General features: G+C 69.6%; 15 protein-coding genes and 1 tRNA gene. 5 read left to right on the top strand and 11 right to left on the bottom strand.

Going from position 1 to position 18512, the window contains the following annotated elements; all coding sequences use genetic code 11:
* Nucleotides 1-21 precede the first annotated feature (21 nt).
* Nucleotides 22-1074, bottom strand: coding sequence for a tRNA lysidine(34) synthetase TilS (gene tilS / locus NXI30_05420; protein ID MCR9093633.1), 1053 nt, complete (start codon nucleotides 1072-1074; stop codon nucleotides 22-24).
* A gap of 62 nt (nucleotides 1075-1136) precedes the next feature.
* Nucleotides 1137-1766, bottom strand: a complete 630-nt coding sequence (locus tag NXI30_05415) for a porin family protein (protein ID MCR9093632.1) — start codon at nucleotides 1764-1766, stop codon at nucleotides 1137-1139.
* Nucleotides 1767-1963: 197 nt separating this feature from the next.
* On the opposite strand from NXI30_05415, the gene NXI30_05410 reads away from it, so the two are divergent.
* A complete protein-coding gene (locus tag NXI30_05410) occupies nucleotides 1964-3547 on the top strand; it encodes an AMP-binding protein (GenBank protein MCR9093631.1) in 1584 nt (527 codons plus the stop codon).
* Nucleotides 3548-3638: 91 nt separating this feature from the next.
* Here NXI30_05410 and NXI30_05405 read toward each other — a convergent pair whose 3' ends face one another.
* Nucleotides 3639-4301: a PEP-CTERM sorting domain-containing protein gene (locus tag NXI30_05405; protein ID MCR9093630.1), complete on the bottom strand. Its 663-nt coding sequence runs from the start codon at nucleotides 4299-4301 to the stop codon at nucleotides 3639-3641.
* 132 nt (nucleotides 4302-4433) lie between these two features.
* Nucleotides 4434-5738 (bottom strand): acyl-CoA dehydrogenase family protein, encoded by a 1305-nt coding sequence (locus NXI30_05400; protein ID MCR9093629.1) that lies wholly within the window; start codon nucleotides 5736-5738, stop codon nucleotides 4434-4436.
* A 113-nt stretch (nucleotides 5739-5851) separates the two neighbouring features.
* Here NXI30_05400 and NXI30_05395 point away from each other — a divergent pair, with 113 nt between their 5' ends.
* Together NXI30_05395 and NXI30_05390 are read left to right on the top strand one after the other, a co-directional pair.
* Complete coding sequence (locus NXI30_05395) at nucleotides 5852-6625, top strand: glucose 1-dehydrogenase (GenBank protein MCR9093628.1); 774 nt, start codon at nucleotides 5852-5854, stop codon at nucleotides 6623-6625.
* Between the two features lie 2 nt (nucleotides 6626-6627).
* On the top strand, nucleotides 6628-8448 hold the full coding sequence (locus NXI30_05390) for a DUF3604 domain-containing protein (protein ID MCR9093627.1): 1821 nt from the start codon (nucleotides 6628-6630) through the stop codon (nucleotides 8446-8448).
* Between the two features lie 15 nt (nucleotides 8449-8463).
* On the opposite strand, the gene NXI30_05385 is transcribed toward NXI30_05390, so the two are convergent.
* The 4 genes from NXI30_05385 to NXI30_05370 all read right to left on the bottom strand — a co-directional run bounded on the left by NXI30_05385 (nucleotide 8464) and on the right by NXI30_05370 (nucleotide 12338).
* Nucleotides 8464-8540, bottom strand: a tRNA-Met gene (locus NXI30_05385).
* Nucleotides 8541-8649: 109 nt separating this feature from the next.
* Entirely contained in the window at nucleotides 8650-9306 is a 657-nt protein-coding gene (locus tag NXI30_05380) for a CsgG/HfaB family protein (protein MCR9093626.1), read from the bottom strand.
* 81 nt (nucleotides 9307-9387) lie between these two features.
* The gene (locus NXI30_05375) at nucleotides 9388-11061 is read right to left on the bottom strand and encodes an ATP-binding protein (protein ID MCR9093625.1); all 1674 of its coding nucleotides are present in this window, start codon (nucleotides 11059-11061) and stop codon (nucleotides 9388-9390) included.
* A 266-nt stretch (nucleotides 11062-11327) separates the two neighbouring features.
* Entirely contained in the window at nucleotides 11328-12338 is a 1011-nt protein-coding gene (locus tag NXI30_05370; protein ID MCR9093624.1) for a deaminase, read from the bottom strand.
* A 109-nt stretch (nucleotides 12339-12447) separates the two neighbouring features.
* Here NXI30_05370 and NXI30_05365 point away from each other — a divergent pair, with 109 nt between their 5' ends.
* Nucleotides 12448-13353, top strand: coding sequence for a GDP-mannose 4,6-dehydratase (locus NXI30_05365; GenBank protein MCR9093623.1), 906 nt, complete (start codon nucleotides 12448-12450; stop codon nucleotides 13351-13353).
* A 16-nt stretch (nucleotides 13354-13369) separates the two neighbouring features.
* Here the strand turns inward: NXI30_05365 and NXI30_05360 are convergent, their stop codons facing one another.
* On the bottom strand, nucleotides 13370-14251 hold the full coding sequence (locus NXI30_05360; GenBank protein MCR9093622.1) for a 50S ribosomal protein L11 methyltransferase: 882 nt from the start codon (nucleotides 14249-14251) through the stop codon (nucleotides 13370-13372).
* Here NXI30_05360 and NXI30_05355 point away from each other — a divergent pair.
* Entirely contained in the window at nucleotides 14250-15284 is a 1035-nt protein-coding gene (locus tag NXI30_05355) for an aminopeptidase (GenBank protein ID MCR9093621.1), read from the top strand. The two genes, NXI30_05360 and NXI30_05355, sit on opposite strands and share 2 nt — an antisense overlap.
* Here the strand turns inward: NXI30_05355 and NXI30_05350 are convergent.
* Both NXI30_05350 and NXI30_05345 read right to left on the bottom strand, forming a co-directional pair.
* The gene (locus NXI30_05350) at nucleotides 15281-15871 is read right to left on the bottom strand and encodes a 3'-5' exonuclease (protein ID MCR9093620.1); all 591 of its coding nucleotides are present in this window, start codon (nucleotides 15869-15871) and stop codon (nucleotides 15281-15283) included. The two genes, NXI30_05355 and NXI30_05350, sit on opposite strands and share 4 nt — an antisense overlap.
* A 66-nt stretch (nucleotides 15872-15937) precedes the next feature.
* Nucleotides 15938-18421, bottom strand: coding sequence for an MMPL family transporter (locus NXI30_05345; protein MCR9093619.1), 2484 nt, complete (start codon nucleotides 18419-18421; stop codon nucleotides 15938-15940).
* Nucleotides 18422-18512 lie beyond the last annotated feature (91 nt).

Below are 18512 nucleotides of genomic sequence, written 5' to 3'. Positions count from 1 at the left end.
CCGGCGATGCGGGCGACCCGATCAGTCCCGCAGGGAGACAGTAGCATTCCCGGCCCGACCCATCTGCCCGGGTTCGTCGGCCGTCGAGAGGAGGAATGCATCGTCGAGCCGACGAAGCACTTTCCCCGCGGGAAGTTCGAGGCGAAGATCCCGTCCGGCTGCGCGACCGCGGCGCAGGAACGCGAGCATCCGCTCGAGATGGACCCGGCGGACGTCTCGCTCGAGACCGGCCGCGCGCATCGCGTGGCGAACGAGCCGTCGCGCCAACGCCTCGGGAAGCGCCGCCCAGCCATCGATCGCCATTCGAACCCCGTTCGGGCCAACTTCGATCCGCTCCTTCGCCGCCTCACCGACCAGGACCTCGATCCATTCGCGGTCCCTCCTCTGTGCTTCGGCCAGATCGCCGAGGTTCCTGAGGAGCTGCGCATTGAAAGCGTCCGCCAAACCCGGCAGCCAGTCGTGACGCAGACGGTTGCGTGCGAATCGGCGATCGGTATTCGACGCATCCTCCCGCCACGCGAGCCCACGCACCCGGGCCGCCTCGGCGACCGTGTCGGGCGTTGCCCGGAGGAGCGGCCGAAGCCAACGCCCGGTCGGATCGACGGGCGCCATCGCGGCGAGCCCGTCCGGGCCGGTCCCTCGAAGCAGCCGAAGGAGGACGGTCTCGGCCTGATCGCCCAGGTGATGCGCCGTCGCGATGTGCCGCGCACCGTGGGCGTCGGCCATCTCCTCGAGGGCGGCCCGGCGAACGCTCCGCGCGGCCTCTTCCAGGGTGGGCCGCGACCGGCTCGGAAGCTCGCTTCGCCCGGCCTCGGGATCGACCTGGCGGAAGTCGAACCGAAGGCCGGCTCGCTCCGCCAGCTCGCCGACGAAGCGAAGGTCGCGGGCCGAATCCTCGCCGCGCAGACCGTGGTCGACGTGGCCGACGACCAGCTCGAGATCGCGCGTCTCGGCGGCGCGCGTCAACGCGTCGAGCAGCACGACCGAATCGCGGCCGCCGGAAACGGCCACGAGGAGCCGCGTACCGGAGATCCCGGCCGCTTCGAGCGCTTCGCGGAGGACGTCGTCGACCATCCGCGGAGTGTACCGCCGACGGAGCGGGCGGGTGCCCTGTCGTGCTGGGATCGCTGCCCGATCTAGAACCGGTAGGTGACGGCGCCCGTGCCGCCGTAGTAGGAGTAGTCGTAGAGCTCCCCGGTCCCCAGGTTGTAGAAGGCGCCCAGCTCGACGCCGATCGCGTCGGTCAACCAGAGATCGGCCCCGGCCCCGAATCGCGCGGCGAAGCCGTACTCCTTCTCGTCGGACACCGCGCCCTGGAAGTTGCGCGTCACGTGACCGATCCCGCCCGTCGCATCGAGGAAAGGCTCGACGCGATCGTCGAAGGCTTCGGTCAGCGGAGCGAGCGGGAAGAGACGCACGCCGATCGTCCCCTGACCGTAGTCGGCGTCGACGTCGTCGCCGGCGAAGCGGACGTCGAAGCCACGGACGTAGTCGCCGCGCGCGTGCGAAGCGATCCACTGGTTGAACCGATAGGTCATCCGGATCGTGAAGCCGCTCGCACCACTGGTGTTGCTGCCCTGACCGGGCACGTGATCGTAGTCGCTGGCGGCGTAGACATAGCCGACGCCGATCGCCCCCGGACGTTCGAAGCGATCTTCATCCTGGGCCATCGCCGTCGGCACGAAGAGCGCGACCGCGAAGCTGGCGACGCCCAGCGCCACCAACCAACGAGCGGAGTTCAGGGAAACGGGCGACACGGGCGACATCGTTGGATTCCTCGCTCTCGTCGGCCGGTGGATCCATGGGCCGACGAATCGGTCCGGAACGCTAGCCGACCCCGGCCCGCGGGCCGAGTCGAAATTCCGGATGGGAGTCAGCCGCACGCCTCCGGGACAGGGCTCCATTCTCTCACGGATCGTTCCGCTGACGAAGAGAAAGGCGCCGGGTACTCTCCGCGCCCTCCATGTCTCCCGCCCTCGATGCCGATCCGACTGCACCCGCTACGCCTCCGTCGCGCGACCACGACGTCGGACGCTGGGTCGAAGCCCACGCGACCCGACGTCCGGACGCCCTGGCCTGGGCGGACGACCATCGACGCTGCGACTACGCGACCGCCGCCGATCGGATCGAGCGCCTCTCCGGATGGCTGGCTGCGCAAGGCGTTTCCGAGGGCGACCGGATCGCCGTCTGGCTCGGCAATCGGGGGGCCACGCTGGAAGCGCTCTTCGCGGGAGCGCGTCTCGGTGCGATCGTGCTGCCGGTCAACGCACGCCTCACGTCCGAAGAGGTCGCGTTCCAGCTCGACGACTGTCGGCCGAGCGTCCTCCTCGTCGAGCACGACTGGCGAGCGCGGGCCGAGGAAGCCATCGCGTCCGCGGAACGCTGCGATCCCGTCGTGCTGCGCGTCGGCGGCGCGCCCGACGCCTACGAGGCTGCGCTCGCGAGCGCCGCAGGCGTCCCCGCACGCGACGTCGCCTCGCCCGAGGACGCGGCGATCCTGATGTATACGAGCGGGACGACCGGCAAGCCGAAAGGCGCGCTGCTGCCGCTCCGGAAGACGCTCTACAACTGCCTCAACGCGGAGCGCTACTTCGATCTCTCGCCCACGGATCGCGTCCTCGTCGTCGCACCGCTCTTCCACTCGCTCGGGCTTCAGATCCTGGCCCTGCCCGCGGTCTTCGCCGGCGCCGGGCTCGTGATCCAGGAGGGTTTCGACCCGGCGCGGGTCTGGCGCGCGATCGAGCAGGAGGGTGTGACCTACTACGGGGGCGTGCCAACCATGCACGAGCGGCTGCTCGCCTGTCTCGAGACCGGCGAGCCCGTCACCGCCCCACCCGCGTCCCTCCGCTTCGCCTTCACCGCCGGAGCCGCCGCGCCGAGCGAGCTGATCCGCGCCTATCACGATCGCGGCCTCGCGATGATGCAGGGCTACGGCCAGACGGAGACGTCGATCCTGACCTGCCTCGACCCCGCGTCGACGCTCACGAAGGCGGGGAGCGTCGGCCGCCCGGTGCGCCACGGCGAGATCCGCCTCGTCGATCCCGCGAGCCTCGAGGATCCGCCCGAGCAGTGGCGCGACGTTGGGGTCGGCGAGGTCGGGGAGATCGTCGTCGCGGGTCCGATCACCATGCTCGGCTACTGGGAACGGCCCGAGGCGAACGCCGAGACGCTCCGGGGCGAATGGCTTCGAACCGGAGACCTCGCGACCCGCGACGAGGATTTCGACGTGACCCTCGTCGGCCGCGCGCGCGAGATGTACATCTCGGGCGGCGAGAACGTCTACCCCGCGGAGGTCGAGGCGACCCTCGTCGAGCACCCGGACGTGGCGGAAGCCGCGGTCGTCGCCGTCGCGGACGAGACCTGGGGCGAGGTCGGGATCGCGTACGTCGCGGCGAGTCCCGGCGGCCGCGTCTCGGAAGCGGCGGTCCTCGACTGGCTGGGCCCGCGCCTCGCCCGGTACAAGCAGCCGCAGGCGATCCGCGTGGTCGACGCCCTCCCCCGCACGGCCAGCGGAAAGGTCCAGAAGCACCGACTGCCCGGCGCCTGATGGAGAATCCGAAAAGAAGCGCCGCCCTCCGTCGACCGACGGAGAGCGGCGCTTTGTTTCGGGACTCGGACGCTCGCGCGCCCGGGTCGTCCTACGCCCTGCTCCCTCGGTTCCGGTTCTGGCGCGCGAGGCCCGCCAGTCCCAGCCCGAGCAACAGAGCCGTGCCCGGCTCCGGAATCACGACCGCGCGGACGAGCCAGTCGTCCGTCGATCCGGGCGGCTCGAGCCACCCGCGCCCGACGGCGGTGTCCTCATCCCCGAACGCCGGATGGCCACCGAGTCGGTGACCATCCGCGAGGAAGTCGAACACCGATCCGGAGCCGTTCGCCTCGGCGGTCAACGTGTAGTCGTTGAGCGCCGGGTCGGTCAGCGTTCCGGATCCACCGGTGGCGGTGAACCCCAGATCAAGCGGCGCCGCCGTCACGCCCGTGAGCGTGTAGTCGACGGTCCACATTTCCGAGGCCTGGTTGTTCCAGAGGCTTCCGGTGATGCTCGCGGTCGAGCCGCCGTCCCACTCGAGGACGACGTCCGCGCCACTCAGCTCCACGCTGAACGTGAAGCCGAGCGCATCGGCTCGGAGGCCATAGGGCGGAGGACTGACCGCTCCGTCGGGGTGATCGAGCAGCTGGTAGAGACCCGGCAGGATCGTTCCTGCCGAGGCCGTCCCGGCCGCGAGCGTCATTCCAACGAGGAGGAGGAGGAGCGGTAGAACCGCCGTCTTCCCATTCGAGTCCAGCATCGAGAGCTTCTGCATCGGCTGTCTCCTTCCCAGAAGGGATCACCCTACGCGAAAACCCGTTGCCGATGGGGATGAATTTCCAGTTCGATCCATGACGCCGCGTCCAGCACGCGGCGCACGACCTCCCGCGGGGATCCGCGCCGCGAATCAGCTGTTCCCGATCTCCATCTCGAGGATGTGCGCGAAGCGCTCCCGGGCCGCGGCGCGCCGCTCCGGCAGGTGCTCGCTCGGCCAGAGCCCCTCCGCGGGCTCGACGTCCTTGAGGACGTGCTTGGCGATCGTGGTCATGTGGACCTCGGTCGGACCGTCAGCCAGCCCGAGCGAGGCACCGGCCAGCCACATGCCCCCGATCGGCATCTCGTTCGACGTCCCGAGCGCACCATGGAGCTTCATGCAGCGGTAGGCCGCTTCGGTGTAGACCTTGGGCGTCGCGACCTTGACGGCGGCGATCTCCGTCCGCGCCGCCGAGCCGCCGACCTGGTCGACGGACCACGCCGCGTGGAGCACGAGCAGCCGGAACTGCTGGAGCTCCAGCCAGGTCTGCCCGAGCATGTCCTGCACGCTCTGCTTGTCCGCCAGACGGGACCCCTTCGTGAACCGGCTGACCGCGCGCTCGGCCATCATGTCGAGCAGCCGCTGGACCGCACCGACCGTTCGCATCGCGTGGTGGAGGCGCCCGCCGCCGAGTCGCGTCTGCGCGATCTTGAAGGCCTGCCCCTCGCCGCCGAGCAGGTTCTCCTTCGGGACGCGCACCTTGTCGTAGCGGACGTAGGCGTGACCGCCGTGTCCTTCCGGCTCGCCGGACATGCCCGTGTTGCGGATGATCCGGAGGCCGGGCGTATCCGTCGGCACGAGGAACATCGACGCGCCCTGGTAGATCGGCACGTCCGGATTGCTGACGGCCATCACGATCGCGAACTTCGCCCAGCGAAGACTCGACGAGTACCACTTCTCGCCCTCGATCACCCAGTCGTCACCGTCCTGCGTCGCGCGACACTCGAAGACGTTCGGATCGGCGCCGCCCTGCGGCTCGGTCATCGAATAACACGAGGAGATCTCGCCGTTCAGCAGCGGCTCGAGGTACGCCTCCTTCTGCGCGTCGGTCCCGTAGTGCGCCAGGATCTCGGCGTTCCCCGAGTCCGGAGCCTGGCAACCGAAGAGGCTCGGCGCGAAGCCGGAGCGCCCGAGGATCTCGTTCATGAGGGCGAGCTTCGTCTGCCCGTAGCCGAGACCACCGAGGTCCGGGCCGAGATGGCAGGCCCAGAGCCCCCGTGCCTTCACCTTCTCCTGGAGCGGGCGGATCGCCTCGGACCAGACCGGGTGCTGCTTGTTGTAGACGCCCTCTTCGCCTCCGAACGCGAGATCGAGGGGAACCGCTTCGGTGTCCACGAAGTCGCGGATCCAGTCGAGCTGCTCCTGGAATTCGGGTTCGACGCTGAAATCGATCGGCATGCGGATCCTCTGGATGTGAAGAGGGGTGGGAAGAGAGGTCGTACGGTGGGATACTCCCGCGGACGACGCCACTGGTTGGCCTGCCGACTTCCCCGGCCACGGAGCTCTCGACGATGTCCACGAATCCCACCGATCAGTTCCGGCTCGACGGCAAGGTCGCCGTGGTGACCGGCGGCAGCCGCGGCCTCGGGAAGGAGATGATCCTCGCCTTCGCCCGCGTCGGCGCCGACGTGGTGATCTCGAGCCGGAAGCGGGACGCCTGCGACGCCCTCGCCAAGGAGGTCGAGAACGAGACGGGGCAGCGCGCCCTCGCGATCGGCGCCCACGTGGCCGACTGGGGCGCGATGGACGACCTCGCCGCGAAGGCCCTCGACACCTTCGGCCACGTCGACGTCCTCGTGAACAATGCGGGCATGTCGCTCCTCTACGACGACATCCGCAACGTGACCGAGGAGCACTACGACAAGGTGATGGACGTGAACCTCAAGGGGACGTTCCGGCTCTCGGCGGTCCTGGGCGGCGCCATGATGGACGGCGACGGCGGCTCGATCCTCAACGTCTCGAGCATCGCCGGCAGCCAGGCCTCGCCGATCGAGATGATCTACGGCGCCGCCAAGGCCGGCATGCACAACCTGACGAAGAGCTTCGCCCGCGCGTTCGCGCCGAAGGTCCGGGTCAACTGCATCATGCCCGGGCCCTTCATGACCGATATCAGCAGGGCATGGACCCCGGCCATGATCGAAGGACTGAACCGCTCGATCCCGCTCGGACGCGGAGGCGAGCCCGACGAGATCGTCGGAGCCGCGCTCTACTTCGCGAGCGACGCGTCGCGCTTCACGACCGGGGCGATCCTCAAGGTGGACGGCGGCGCGATCTACGGGAACTAGGCATGCGGCCCGCTCGAATCGGCGCGACCCGGACGGCCCGCGCACTCGCCGCGCTCTGGCTGATCCTCGCCGCGGCGCCCGCGTCGGGCGAGGAAGCCTCGAGCGCTCCGACGCCCCGCACGCTCCTCTTCGGCGACCTGCACGTCCACTCCTCCTGGAGCTTCGACGCCTACTCCGCTCAGGTCGTCGCGCCACCGCGCGACGCCTATCGCTACGCACGGGGCGAGACGATCGCGCATCACGGCGACCGGCCCATCGCATTGACGGGCCCTCCGCTCGACTTCATGGCGCTCACCGACCACGCGGAGTACCTGGGCGTCACCCAGGCGGCCGCGGACCCCGAACACGCCCTGCGAAAACAGCCCCTGATCCGGACCTGGACGACCGGCCCGCCACAGCACCGGCGCCTCGCCTGGAACCGGATCTACGAGAGCTACCGCCGACGGCAGGGACTCCCCGCGCTCACCCAGCCCGCGGTCCTCGAGCCCGCCTGGGGGACGCTGGTCGCCCTCGCGAACGCGCAGTACGTGCCCGGCGAGTTCACGACCTTCGCCGCCTTCGAGTACACGTCGAACCCGGAAGGGCGGAACCTCCACCGCAACGTCCTGTTTCGGGGGAGCGCGCCCTCGCGGCCGTTCTCGTCGATGGACTCGGCCAACCCGGAGGACCTCTGGCGATGGCTGGACGAGGTGCGCGAGGGCGGCCACGACGCACTGGCGATTCCGCACAACGCGAACGGCAGCGACGGTCGCATGTTCGCGACGACACGCTTCGACGGAGGTCCCCTCGACGCCGATTGGATCGCCCTCCGCGCGCGCAACGAGCCGGCGATGGAGGTCTTCCAGATCAAGGGCGCCTCCGAGACCCACCCCACGCTCTCCCCCGACGACCCCTTCGCGCACTTCGAGATCATCGCCCGCCGAACGACCGCTCCCGGGCGGGCGAGCGCGCCGCCCGGCTCCTACCTCCGCGATGCCCTTCGCCGCGGCCTGTCCGTCGCAAAGAATCTCGGCGAGAATCCCTTCCGGCTCGGGGTCGTGGCTTCCACCGACGGCCACAACGCGGCGAGCCCCTTCGAGGAAGAGAACTACACGGGCAAGATCGGGAACAACGACAGCACGATCGCCCTGCGTCTCGCGCCCGGTCCGCCCGGTCCGCCTCGAGCGGAGCCGGTCGCGTCCCTCGTGACCCGATGGGGCGCCGCCGGGCTCGCCGGCGTTTGGGCCGAGTCGAACCGCCGCGAGGCGATCTTCGACGCGATCCGGCGTCGCGAGACGTATGGCACGTCCGGCACGCGGATCCGCGTCCGACTCGCCGCGGGCTGGAGCGCGCCCGACGACGGGGCGGACGATCCCGGCGCGTGGATCGAAGCGGGATCCGGCACACCCATGGGCAGCGTCCTCCCGCCCGCGCCGCACACCGCGGCCCGCCCCACCTTCGTCGTCGCCGCGCAGCGCGACCCACGCTCCGCGCCGCTCGATCGCGTCCAGATCGTGCGCGGCTGGATCGACACCGAGGGCGAGACCCACGAGCGCGTATTCGACCTCGCCTGCGCGGCGGAAGACTGCGCGGCGCGCGCCCCCGACCCCGACCTCGAGACTTGCCAGTGGGACGAGTCTGCCGGTCGACCCGAGATCCGGGTTCGGTGGCAGGACCCGATGCCCGTCTCGCCCGGTGGGACCTTCTACTACGTGCGGGTCCTCGAGATCCCGACCTGTCGCTGGTCGACGTGGGACGCGAACCGGGCGGGGCGCGCGAGACCGGAGGGCGTGCCGGCCGCGATCCAGGAGCGCGCAGTCACGTCGCCGGTGTGGACCCGCTGAGGAGGCGTCCGATCGTGGTAGTGGTGGGCGGACTTGAACCGCCGACCTACGGCTTATGAAGCCGCCGCTCTAACCAGCTGAGCTACACCACCCCAGGATCGATTCCGCGCCCTTCCGCGGCTCGTCGAGAATACGAGGAGGACGCGGGCGGACCGGAGGCGAGACGGGGGCGCCAGTCGGCACCCTCGAAGGGCCGGGAGCTTAGCGCAGCTCCTCGTCGCTCCCAGTCCCCGTGCTCTCTTCGAGGAGCGCGCGCACCGCGGCCTCGAGCCCCTCGACGCGATTGCGAAGGTCCTGCAGGTCGCTCGCGCTCCCGCCACCGCCCGCGGCGACGGCGCCGGGGCTCGGCGGCACGCCCGTCGCGACGAGCTCGCCTCGCGCGTAGCGGCTCACCTTGCCGGCCAGCTCGTCCAGGTCCGGGATGATCTCCCCGATCGACCCCGAGTGGACGAAGATCTCGCGCAACGGCGCACGAGCGCCGGCGGTCCCCTCCCCCGCGACCGGGGCACACTGGACGTCGAGGCTGGCCCCCTTGCCGAAGCGGGTGAACGAGCCGTAGAGAACGAAGTCGGCGCCACGCTTCTTCGCGAGCGCGCGTGCCTCGTCGGGATCCGTCGTGCCGCGTCCCTCGACCTCGCCACGAATCAGGTCCAGCGCCCCGATCCGCTCGAAGCGCGAAGCGAGCATGTCCGACAGACCCGCTCGGAGATAGTCGGGATCCTCGGCGCTGTGGACAACGATCGGCAGGAGGAGCAGTCGCGGCTCGGCGCTCGCGGGCGCGGCGAAGGCCGCAGCGCCGAGAAGAACGGTGGCGAGCGCGGCGATGGCTCGGCGCCGTGCGGTTCGCGTCCCGGTCATGGTCGAATCCCCTCTTCTGCCCCCTCGAAACGGCCCCGGGCCTGCGAGGCGAGCGGATTCTCTGGGATCCGCCGGGCAGCGTCAAGCGGGGTCGTCGGGCAGTCCCATCGCTTCCGACCCCGGCGCTTCGCTCGGAAGTCGGACGTGGAAGGTCGCGCCTTCGCCGGGGGTACTCTCGACTTCGATGGAGCCCCCGTGATCGGCGATGATCTGATGGGAGATCATCAGACCCAGTCCGGTTCCCTTGTCGGGGTCCTTCGTCGTGAAGAAGGGATCGAAGATCCGCTCGAGATTCTCTTCGCTGATTCCCTCGCCCGCGTCCTGGAAACGCAGGCGGGCGCCGGTCGGGCTCTCCGGCGGACCGTCGGGACCGACGTGCAGCAGGATCGAGCCGCCGCTCCGGCTCGCCTGGATCGCATTCAACGCCAGGTTCAGCACGACCTGATGGATCTGGTCGCGCACGGCGGGCACTTCGGGCAGGTCGTCCGCGATCTCCATCTGGATCGTCACACCCGCCCGCTCGGTCTCGCGATGGAGCAGCCGCACGACCTGCTCGGCCACGTCCGCCAGATGGACCGGCTCCTTCGCAAGCGCCGGCGTCGGACCGCCCCGCCCCAGTCGACTCATCGTCTCGACCAGGCCGCGGATCCGCTCGAGCTCGCCGCAGGCGAGCTCGTGATACTCGCTCCAGAAGCTCGGGTCGTCGGTCTCCCGCTTCTCCGGTGCAAGCGACAGGAACGTATTCAGCGAGACCAACGGATTATTGATCTCGTGGGCGAGTCCCGCGGCGAGGGTTCCGAGCGTGCCGAGCCGATCGACCCGGCGGATCTGGGCACGAGAGCGCCGGAGGTCGTCCACCAGCTGCGCATTCTCGATCGCGATGACCGCCTGCATGGCGAGGCCTTCGACGAGCATGCGACCGTCGGCACCGAGCGGCTGCCCCCCGCGGCGGTTGTCGACCGCGAGCGCGCCGATCACGCGTTCCTTGCCCGCGAGCGGCACGACGAAGATCTCGTCGGCGGAGACCTCCGTCAGCCAGGCCCGGACGCCTTGCTCGTGCTCCACCGCCTCGTCGCCACGAAGCAGCTGCGTGTCGCCCTTCAGCACGCGGTCGATGAACTCCGCCGCGTTCTGTTCGTCGAACACGAGCTCCCCGAGCCGACTCGCCACGTCGTCGTCGGGCTCGCTCGCCGCGATCGACAGGCGCGGTTCGTCGGGGTCGCGCAGCAGGAGCGCACATCCGTCGAAGTCGAGCTCCTCCCGGAGCGCCGCGAGCAGTGTGTCGTAGAGACGACCGCGATCGATGTCGCGATGAATCGTCCGCGAGAGCCGGTTCAGAATCATCAGCTCTTCGAGCAGCGTCGCCCGCTCCGCCTCGAGCGCATAGGCCTCGATCGCGCGCTGGACCGTGAGCCGCATGTCCTCGGGCTCCCAGGGCTTCGCGACGTAGCGATAGATGTTGCCGTCGTTGATGGCGTCCCCGAGGATCTTGGTGTCGCCGTAGGCGGTCACGAGGATCCGGAGCGTACGCGCGTCCAGCTCGCGGACCTGGCGGAGGAAATCGACGCCCTCGATGCCGGGCATCTTCTGGTCCGACAGGACGACGGCGACCGGGTGCTGTGCGAGGAGCTCGAGCCCTGCCTTGGCGCTACTCGCCGTCAGGACCGTGAAATCGCGACGGAACGTCAGCTCGAAGATCCGGAGGTTCTCCGGCTCGTCGTCGACGTACAGGACCGGATACTCGCGGTGGTCCATCAATCTGGAAGGGCTGGGGCGCATTTCGCTCTCGCACGGGTCGCCGGAGACGGGTGGGGCCCGACGGCGGACCCCGCCCGTGACATGCGGGACCTGCCGTCTGTCGATTTCGGCGCGTTCCGGTAGCGAATTGAGGGAAATGGCTCGGGATCTGCCCAGGGCCCGTTCACCCACCGGCAATCGAGCGGCAACGCACGTGCGACTCCGCTCGGGGCGCAACCTTCGCGCCGGGACCGAAGGCGCGCGTCCGCGCCGACGGACGCCGCTCAGCCAGCGATCTGGCGCGTCTCGATCCCGGCTTCCGCGAGCAGCGCGAGCGACGTGTCCCCAAGCGGGTACTCGCTCTGGAAGACCACCTCGAGGAGCCCGGCGTTGATGATCATCTTCGTGCACTGCAGGCACGGCGAGAAGGTCGTGTAGATCGATCCGCCTTTGAGCGAGACGCCGTGATACGCCGCCTGCGTGATCGCGTTCTCCTCCGCGTGGGAGCAGAGACATTCGTCGAGGCGCGTGCCACCGGGCGCGAGGTCGTTGCAGCGCGGGCAGCCGCCTTCGTTGCAGTTGGTCGTGCCACGGGGGGTCCCGTTGTAGCCGGTAGAGATGATCCGCTTCTCGAGGGTCACGACCGCGGCGACCTTCCGCTTCACGCAGTTCGATCGCGACGCGACGACGCGGGCGATCCCCATGAAATAGTCGTCCCAATCCGGTCGCGCGAAGGACAGGTTCTTGCGAACCCAGGCCTGGATCGACTCCTGGAAGGCCTCGAGGCTGTCGTCGTTCCCCAGCCGGTAGTCCGCCTCGGCCTCGACCGCATCGAGCTGCTGGGCGTTCGGGTCGTCGCTCCCGCGCTCCCGTGCCTCGAGGGCTTCGAGCTCCTCGATCGTCTCGGGATCTCCGGAGCGGCCGCGGACCACCATCCGCTCGAAACGGGTCTCGAGCTTGGCGTCCACCCAGACGAGCTGGAAGACGTGGCCCGTCGCCTCGGCATGGGCACGAAGGATCTCCACCTCCACGGGGTGGCGAATCGAGTCGATCGCGTAGTTGCGATCGGGCAGGAGCTGCTTCGACAGGCTCTGCGCGAGCGCGCCCGGCCCCGCACGGCGGCGCATCGCCTGGCCGGTCTCGATCATGCGCTCCCGCGACTCCTCGACCCCCTGAGCGGCGAGCTCGGCCCGGATCGCGTCCGACAGAGAGAGTGCAGTGAAGCTCCGGGCCTCGAGGAATTGGACGAGCTCCCCCTTGCCTGCTCCGTTTCGTCCGGCGACTCCGATGATCATGGCGGCAGGTTCGCCGATCGGCCCACCCCGGGTCAAGTCGACCGCGTGACGCACGGCCCGGTCGGGGCCAAGCGTTGCCCGGACGGGATCGATCTGTCAGCCTGCGCCCATGCGAGTCTTCGTGACGGGCGCAGGGGGGTTCGTCGGGCGGCGGCTGCGACCTCGGCTCGAGCGCCAGGGCCACGAGGTGGTCGGCGTCGATCGCGAGATCGACGTCACCGATCCGCGCACACTCGCCCCCGCGCTCGAACGCGCCGCGCCGGACGCCGTGATTCACCTGGCCGCGATGAGCAGCGTTGCCCGTTCCTGGAAGGAGCCGGCGCTCTGCTACCGGCTGAACTTCCTCGGGACGCGATCGCTCCTCGGGTGTGTCACCGAACGCTGCCCCGACGCCCGGGTGCTGCTGATCGGCTCGGCGGACCAGTACGCCCCGGTCTCCGGCGCGCAGGATGCCCCCGCTCCCTTCGACGAGTCGACGCCGCTCCGTCCGCGTTCCCCCTACGCGCGAACCAAGGCCGCCGCGGAAGCCCTGGGCGCACGCGCGGCGGAGGCCGGTGGGCTCGACGTCGTCCGCGTCCGCGCCTTCAATCACACCGGCGCGGGACAGTCCGATGCCTTCGTCGTCTCGAGCTTCGCCAGGCAGGTCGCGGCGATCCGGGCCGGGCGCCAGGCGCCAGTGATGCGCGTGGGCAACCTCGAGAGCGTGCGCGACTTCCTCCACGTGGACGACGTGCTGGAGGCCTACGTGAGGCTGCTGGATCCGGCGGTTCCCGCCGACGTCTACAACGTGGCGGGCGGAGTCGCGACCTCGATTCAGTCCCTGCTCGATCGGCTGATCACCCTCGCCGGGATCGACCCGAGGGTCGAGACCGATCCGGAGCACTTCCGACCGACGGACTGGCTGGTGGGAGACGCGACACGTCTGCGCGCGGCGACGGGATGGCGGCCGCGGACCCCCTTCGAGGCGATCCTCGAGGAGCTCTACGAAGACTGGCTCGCGAGGGACGCGAAATGAGCGCGGCGACGGCGGATCAAGACGGCCGCGCGAGACAGGGGGAGACCCAGCAGCCGATGGCATCGACCTGCTGCCGTCGATCCACCTCGGCGAGCCCTTCGTCGGCGAAGCGGTCCAGGACGGCCGCGAGGTCCTCCTCGAGGAGTCCCGCGAGCACGAGCCGTCCGCCGGGAGCCACCCGTGCAGCAATCTCCCCCGCGATCGGCAGCATCTCCTTTTTCAGGAGGTTCGCCACGACGAGCGGAAACGGGGGCCCCGAGACCGCCTCGATCGGCCCCGCGAAGAACGCCGCCGCCGAACCGCGCGGATGGCTCCGCGCCGCCTCCTCCGCCGCCTCGATGGCGACCGGGTCGAGATCGAATCCGATCGCCTGCCCGGCGCCGAGCACGACGGCCGCCAGGGCGAGAACCCCGCTCCCCGTGCCGACGTCGAGCAACCGATCGACGGACGGGCCCTCGATCTCTCCCGCGAGGATTCCGTCGATCCACTCGAGACAGAGCCGGGTCGAGGCGTGGTTGCCGGTCCCGAAGGCCTGTCCCGGCTCGATCACGACCTCCTGCTGCCCCGGGTTCTCGGGCGAAGCGACGAAGGGCGGTCGGATCAGCAGGCGCGGCGAGATCTCGAGGGCATCGAGCCCTTCCTTCCACGCCTCGCTCCAGTCGACCTCGGGCAGGGTCTCGACCGGATCGACCCGGGTGTCGGGTGCCTCGAGGGCGGCGATCGTCTCGCGCAACGATTCGATCTCGTCGGGAGCCGCGTAGATGTCCGCACGGAAGCGTCCGTCGAACTCGCTCTCCTCGGCGCCCCCGGCCCCGGCTTCGAAGGCCTCGGCGAGCAGCCACTCACGCGTCGTCGCGTCGGCGCAGTCGATCCGGAATCGCAGGATGGGCTCGGTCATGCGCTCGGGTCTCCTCGTCGTCGTCGGTTGGCTGTGTCTCGGCCTGGGCGGATGTTATTACGGACACCTCGCCGACGGGCAGGTCCGCCTCATGTGGCGACGCCAGGCGATCGAATCGGTCGTCGCCGACCCCGCGACCCCCTCCGAGGTTCGCGCGATGCTCGCACGGGTCGAGGACGTCCGTGCCTTCGCGACCGATCTGGGCCTCGAAGTCGGGGGACAGTACACGAGCTACGTCGACTGGCCCGGCGATCGGGTCGTCACGACCCTGGTCCGGACGAGACGAGACAGTCTCGAGACCGTGCCCTGGCGCTATCCCCTGCTGGGCGCGCTGCCCTATCGCGGATTCCTCGATCGCGCGCGCGCCGAGCAGGAGGCCGAACGCCTCCGCGCGGAAACCTATCAGGTCTGCGTGAGCGGCGTCTCTGCCTACTCGACCCTCGGCTGGATCGACGACCCCATCACCCGACCGATGCTCGCGCGCGGCCCGGCGCTCTTCGTCGAGACGATCCTGCACGAGCTCGTCCACGCGACGGCCTTCGTTCCCGGGAACGCCGACTTCAACGAGGGCGTTGCCCAGTTCATCGGGCAGCAGGCCGCGATCCGCTACTTCGAGCAGCACCCCCCGAGCCCGGACACGCCGGAGGACTGGCCGGATGCCGATCAGGTCCGTGCCGCGATCGTCGACCGCACCCGGATCGCCGACCTCACCCTCGCGTTCCGGGAGTCACTGGTCGACCTCGAAGGGGCGCCGGATCGCGCCGAGCGGCGGGCCGAAGCCGAGGCGGCCCTGCGCGGCGAGCTCGCCGCACTCTCCCTGACGGCCTACGAGCCCGAGCGCGTCGCCGAAGCGGCGCGCCTCTCGGATCCCTGCCTGGCGCTCCGCGGCACCTACGTCCGGGATCGCGCGCGACACGCGGCCGTGCTCCAGGCGCTCGGTGGCGACCTCCGCGCCATGATCGAGCGGCTCGCCCGCTGGGCCGACGAGGAACGGGAGGTCGAGGCGTTCTTCGAGGTCGCGCCCGACGCCTAACGGCCGATCAGGTCGACGATCCCTTCCTGGACGAGCCCGCGGAAGACCTGGAGACACGCCTCGGTGTCGACGAGGGCGTCGTGGGCGCCTTCGATCTCGTCCCCCGTGTAGTGCCGATACGCCTCGGCGAGGGTCGGCCACTTGTAGCCGTACTTGCCCGGCAGCTTCAGGACGTCGGTCGAGGCTTCCTTCGTGCAGACGTGCTGTCGGCCGTCGAGTCGGTGGGGCTTGTTGCCGATCCGGTGGAGCGCCGTCTTCATGATCGACTCGTCGAAGGAGAGGTTGTGGGCCACGATGATGTCGGCCTGCATGCAGGCCTGATTGAAGAGCGAGCACGCGACGATGGGCGCCACGCCGTACCGCGCGCAGTCGTCTTCCGAGATCCCGTGGGCTTCCTTGGCACCGGGATCGATCGTCACGCCGTCGGCGAGGGTCACCAGCATCGAGTGGCGCGCCTTCGCCTCCCAGGACGCGCAATCGACGAGCAGCATCCCCAGCTGGATCAGGTCGGGCTGACTCGGGTCCTCCGGCGGCTTCCGGAACTGGACCATGCCGGTCGTCTCGGTATCGAAGATGAGTGCCTTCAAGGATCCCCCCTGCCCCGCGACCACGCCGCGTTCAGGCGTGGGGTAGCACAGCCCCGCCTCGAAGACTCAGCGCTCGGCCGCCGCCCGCGCCGCAAGCTTGCGCGCTCGAGCCCCTTCGACGACCGCGAGCAGCGCGGGGGCGATCAGGATGTCGGCGATCAGCGCCACCGCCGCCGCGAACGCCGACAGCAGTCCGAAGACCCGCATGTTCGCCATCTCCGACAGGCCGAAGACCGCGAAGCCCGCGATCAGCACGAGGGTGGTGAAGAGCAGCGCCGAGCCCGTGGTCCGGAGCGTCTCGACGACCGCGAATTCGAGATCGCCGGTCTGCTCGAAATAGCTCTGGAACTTGTGCATGAAGTGGATCGTGTCGTCCACGGCGATCCCGATCACCATGGCGCCCACCATCATCGTCGTCGTGTCGATGGCGATTCGCCCCCAGCCCATGACCGCGAGCACCGCCACGATCGGCAGCAGGTTCGGGACCATGCTGACGAGCCCGCGCCGGAGACTTCCGAGAAGCAGCATCATGAGCGGGGTGATCACGCAGAACGCGAAGACGTAGGAGCGGCTCATGCTGACGATGACCGCGTCGAAGATGGCCGAGAGGAGCGTCATGAGGCCGGTGATCTGGAACGTCGCGCGCCCGTCGAGCCGATCGGTCAGGATCCTCTCCGCGTCGGCCAGAAACTCGGGGAAGAGCAGCGCGTCGACGAAGGGGATCCGGAGGTTCAGGCGAGTCAGCCGATACTCGGCATCGACGAGTTCCTCGGTGTCGTCGCTTCCACTCTGCTCGAAGAGGAGGAGCTCCTGAGCCACCGCGTTGGGTGAATCGGGCACGCGGCGCATCTCGGGCCGGTTCTCGTTCAGCGCCTGATGCGTCTCTTCCACGATCTCGCGGATCGAGACCGCATCGGCGACCACGATCGGATCCCGCGCGACGTTGGCCACCTCGAACTCGATCCGCTCGAGCTCGCGCAGGAGGTCCGGGTCGTAGAGACCACCGGGCCTACCCGTGTCGACCAGCACGTCCATCGTGATCGAGCCGCCCAGAAAACGGTCGACGGCCTCGAAATCCACGCGGGTCCGGTCGTCCTCGGGGAACCAGGTGAGACCGTTGTGGCTGAAGGTGATCTGCACGGCGCCGAGGACGGCGATCAGGATCACGCCGCTCGTCGGGACGAGGACGCGCCAGGGGGACCGGACGGCGAAGCGGCCCGCACCGATCAGGAAGCCCTCGAAGGGAAAGAGCCCCTGCGCGATCCGACCGCGCTTCGGCGGAGCCAGGGGGAAGACCGCGAGGAGTGCCGGCAGGAGCACCACGGTGTAGATGAAGGCCAGGAGCACGCCGATCGGCGCGAGGACACCGAGATGCTGGACCGCCGCCATCTCCGACGTCACGAACGAGGCCATTCCGGCGGCAGTCGTCACGCTCGTCATCAGGATGGCCAGCCCGGAATGGGCGAGCGCCTGAACGATCGCCTCCTCCTTCTCCATCCCCTCCATGCGATAGCGATAGGCGATCGCGAGCACGTGGACCGCGTCGCAGACACCGACCGTCAGCAGGAAGACGGGCAGGATCTGCACGGCCGTCGACCCCGGGATCCCGAGCACGATCATCACGCCGATCGCGGCGCTGAGCGACAGCGCGACGACCATCAGCGGCAGCGCGACCCCGCCGGCCCGCCGGAAGAGCACGCCCAGGACGAGGGCCATCAGCGCGAGCGTGGTCGGCAGCAGGATCGACATGTCTCGCGTCATGCCGTAGTTGATGCGCCAGGTCATCGGGAGCGCACCCGCCATGTGCAGTCGGAAGTCGTCGGTCGCGAAGCGGTCGAGGACCGCGTAGATCCCCTCGATCACGGCGTCGCCTTCGGCCGCCTTCAGGTAGACGGGCTCGGCGTCCGCCTCCTCCCCCGCTTCGTCATCGAAGCCTTCGAGCTCGCCCTGCTGCGGCGCTTCGCTCGAGTAGGTGTCCGGCGTGACCAGGATCGCGGTCACCGCGTAGTCCGAGGACACGAGCGCGTTCCGATAGAGCGGATTCGCGCGGACACGCACCTCGAAGAGGGCGAGGTCTTCGGACGTCGCGGGCCAGTCCTCGAGCAGCTCGCCGACGACCAGCTGCCCCTCCTCGCCGCGCGTGAAGCGCGCGTTCACCAGACTCTCGACCTCGGTCACGAAGGGCACGTCGGTCTCGAGCGCCTCGTGCAGGTCCCGCAGCCGCTCCAGGAACGGAAGCGAGAAGAGATCGCCCCCGTCGACGGCGATGACGATCTTGTCGTCGCGACCGAACTGATCGCGGAAGGCGTTGTAGAGGAGGACGTCCGGGGCGTCGGTCGTGAGGAACGACTCGGTCGAGTTGTCGACCTCGAGCTCGGGAAGGTGGCTGACCAACCAACCGGTCACGGCCACCGACACGAACAGCGCCAGCCAGCGGTGGCGGACGACGAGCCGGCCCCAACGCGCGAAGCCGGCTTCGATCGCGGCACGCCAGGTCGATTCGGCCGGGGCCTCTCCCCGCTCCCGTTGCGACGGGTCTCCGCTTTCCAATGCTTCGTCCTCCACCGCGGTGTCTCGGGCCTCGGCCAGAGCGCGGCTTCACGTCGCCGCATCGGCCGACCGCGCACCACGATACAGGCGT

Source organism: bacterium, assembly GCA_024742285.1.
GTDB lineage: Bacteria > Myxococcota_A > UBA9160 > UBA9160 > UBA4427 > UBA4427.
This window is presented reverse-complemented; position numbering and strand designations above follow the sequence as displayed.

What these genes read in the sequence shown, in the direction of transcription:
- tilS (MCR9093633.1), bottom strand. Translation starts at nt 1,074, where the DNA reads ATGGTCGACGACGTCCTCCGCGAAGCGCTCGAAGCGGCCGGGATCTCC.
- NXI30_05415 (MCR9093632.1), bottom strand. Translation starts at nt 1,766, where the DNA reads ATGTCGCCCGTGTCGCCCGTTTCCCTGAACTCCGCTCGTTGGTTGGTG.
- NXI30_05410 (MCR9093631.1), top strand. Translation starts at nt 1,964, where the DNA reads ATGTCTCCCGCCCTCGATGCCGATCCGACTGCACCCGCTACGCCTCCG.
- NXI30_05405 (MCR9093630.1), bottom strand. Translation starts at nt 4,301, where the DNA reads ATGCAGAAGCTCTCGATGCTGGACTCGAATGGGAAGACGGCGGTTCTA.
- NXI30_05400 (MCR9093629.1), bottom strand. Translation starts at nt 5,738, where the DNA reads ATGCCGATCGATTTCAGCGTCGAACCCGAATTCCAGGAGCAGCTCGAC.
- NXI30_05395 (MCR9093628.1), top strand. Translation starts at nt 5,852, where the DNA reads ATGTCCACGAATCCCACCGATCAGTTCCGGCTCGACGGCAAGGTCGCC.
- NXI30_05390 (MCR9093627.1), top strand. Translation starts at nt 6,628, where the DNA reads ATGCGGCCCGCTCGAATCGGCGCGACCCGGACGGCCCGCGCACTCGCC.
- NXI30_05380 (MCR9093626.1), bottom strand. Translation starts at nt 9,306, where the DNA reads ATGACCGGGACGCGAACCGCACGGCGCCGAGCCATCGCCGCGCTCGCC.
- NXI30_05375 (MCR9093625.1), bottom strand. Translation starts at nt 11,061, where the DNA reads ATGGACCACCGCGAGTATCCGGTCCTGTACGTCGACGACGAGCCGGAG.
- NXI30_05370 (MCR9093624.1), bottom strand. Translation starts at nt 12,338, where the DNA reads ATGATCATCGGAGTCGCCGGACGAAACGGAGCAGGCAAGGGGGAGCTC.
- NXI30_05365 (MCR9093623.1), top strand. Translation starts at nt 12,448, where the DNA reads ATGCGAGTCTTCGTGACGGGCGCAGGGGGGTTCGTCGGGCGGCGGCTG.
- NXI30_05355 (MCR9093621.1), top strand. Translation starts at nt 14,250, where the DNA reads ATGCGCTCGGGTCTCCTCGTCGTCGTCGGTTGGCTGTGTCTCGGCCTG.
- NXI30_05360 (MCR9093622.1), bottom strand. Translation starts at nt 14,251, where the DNA reads ATGACCGAGCCCATCCTGCGATTCCGGATCGACTGCGCCGACGCGACG.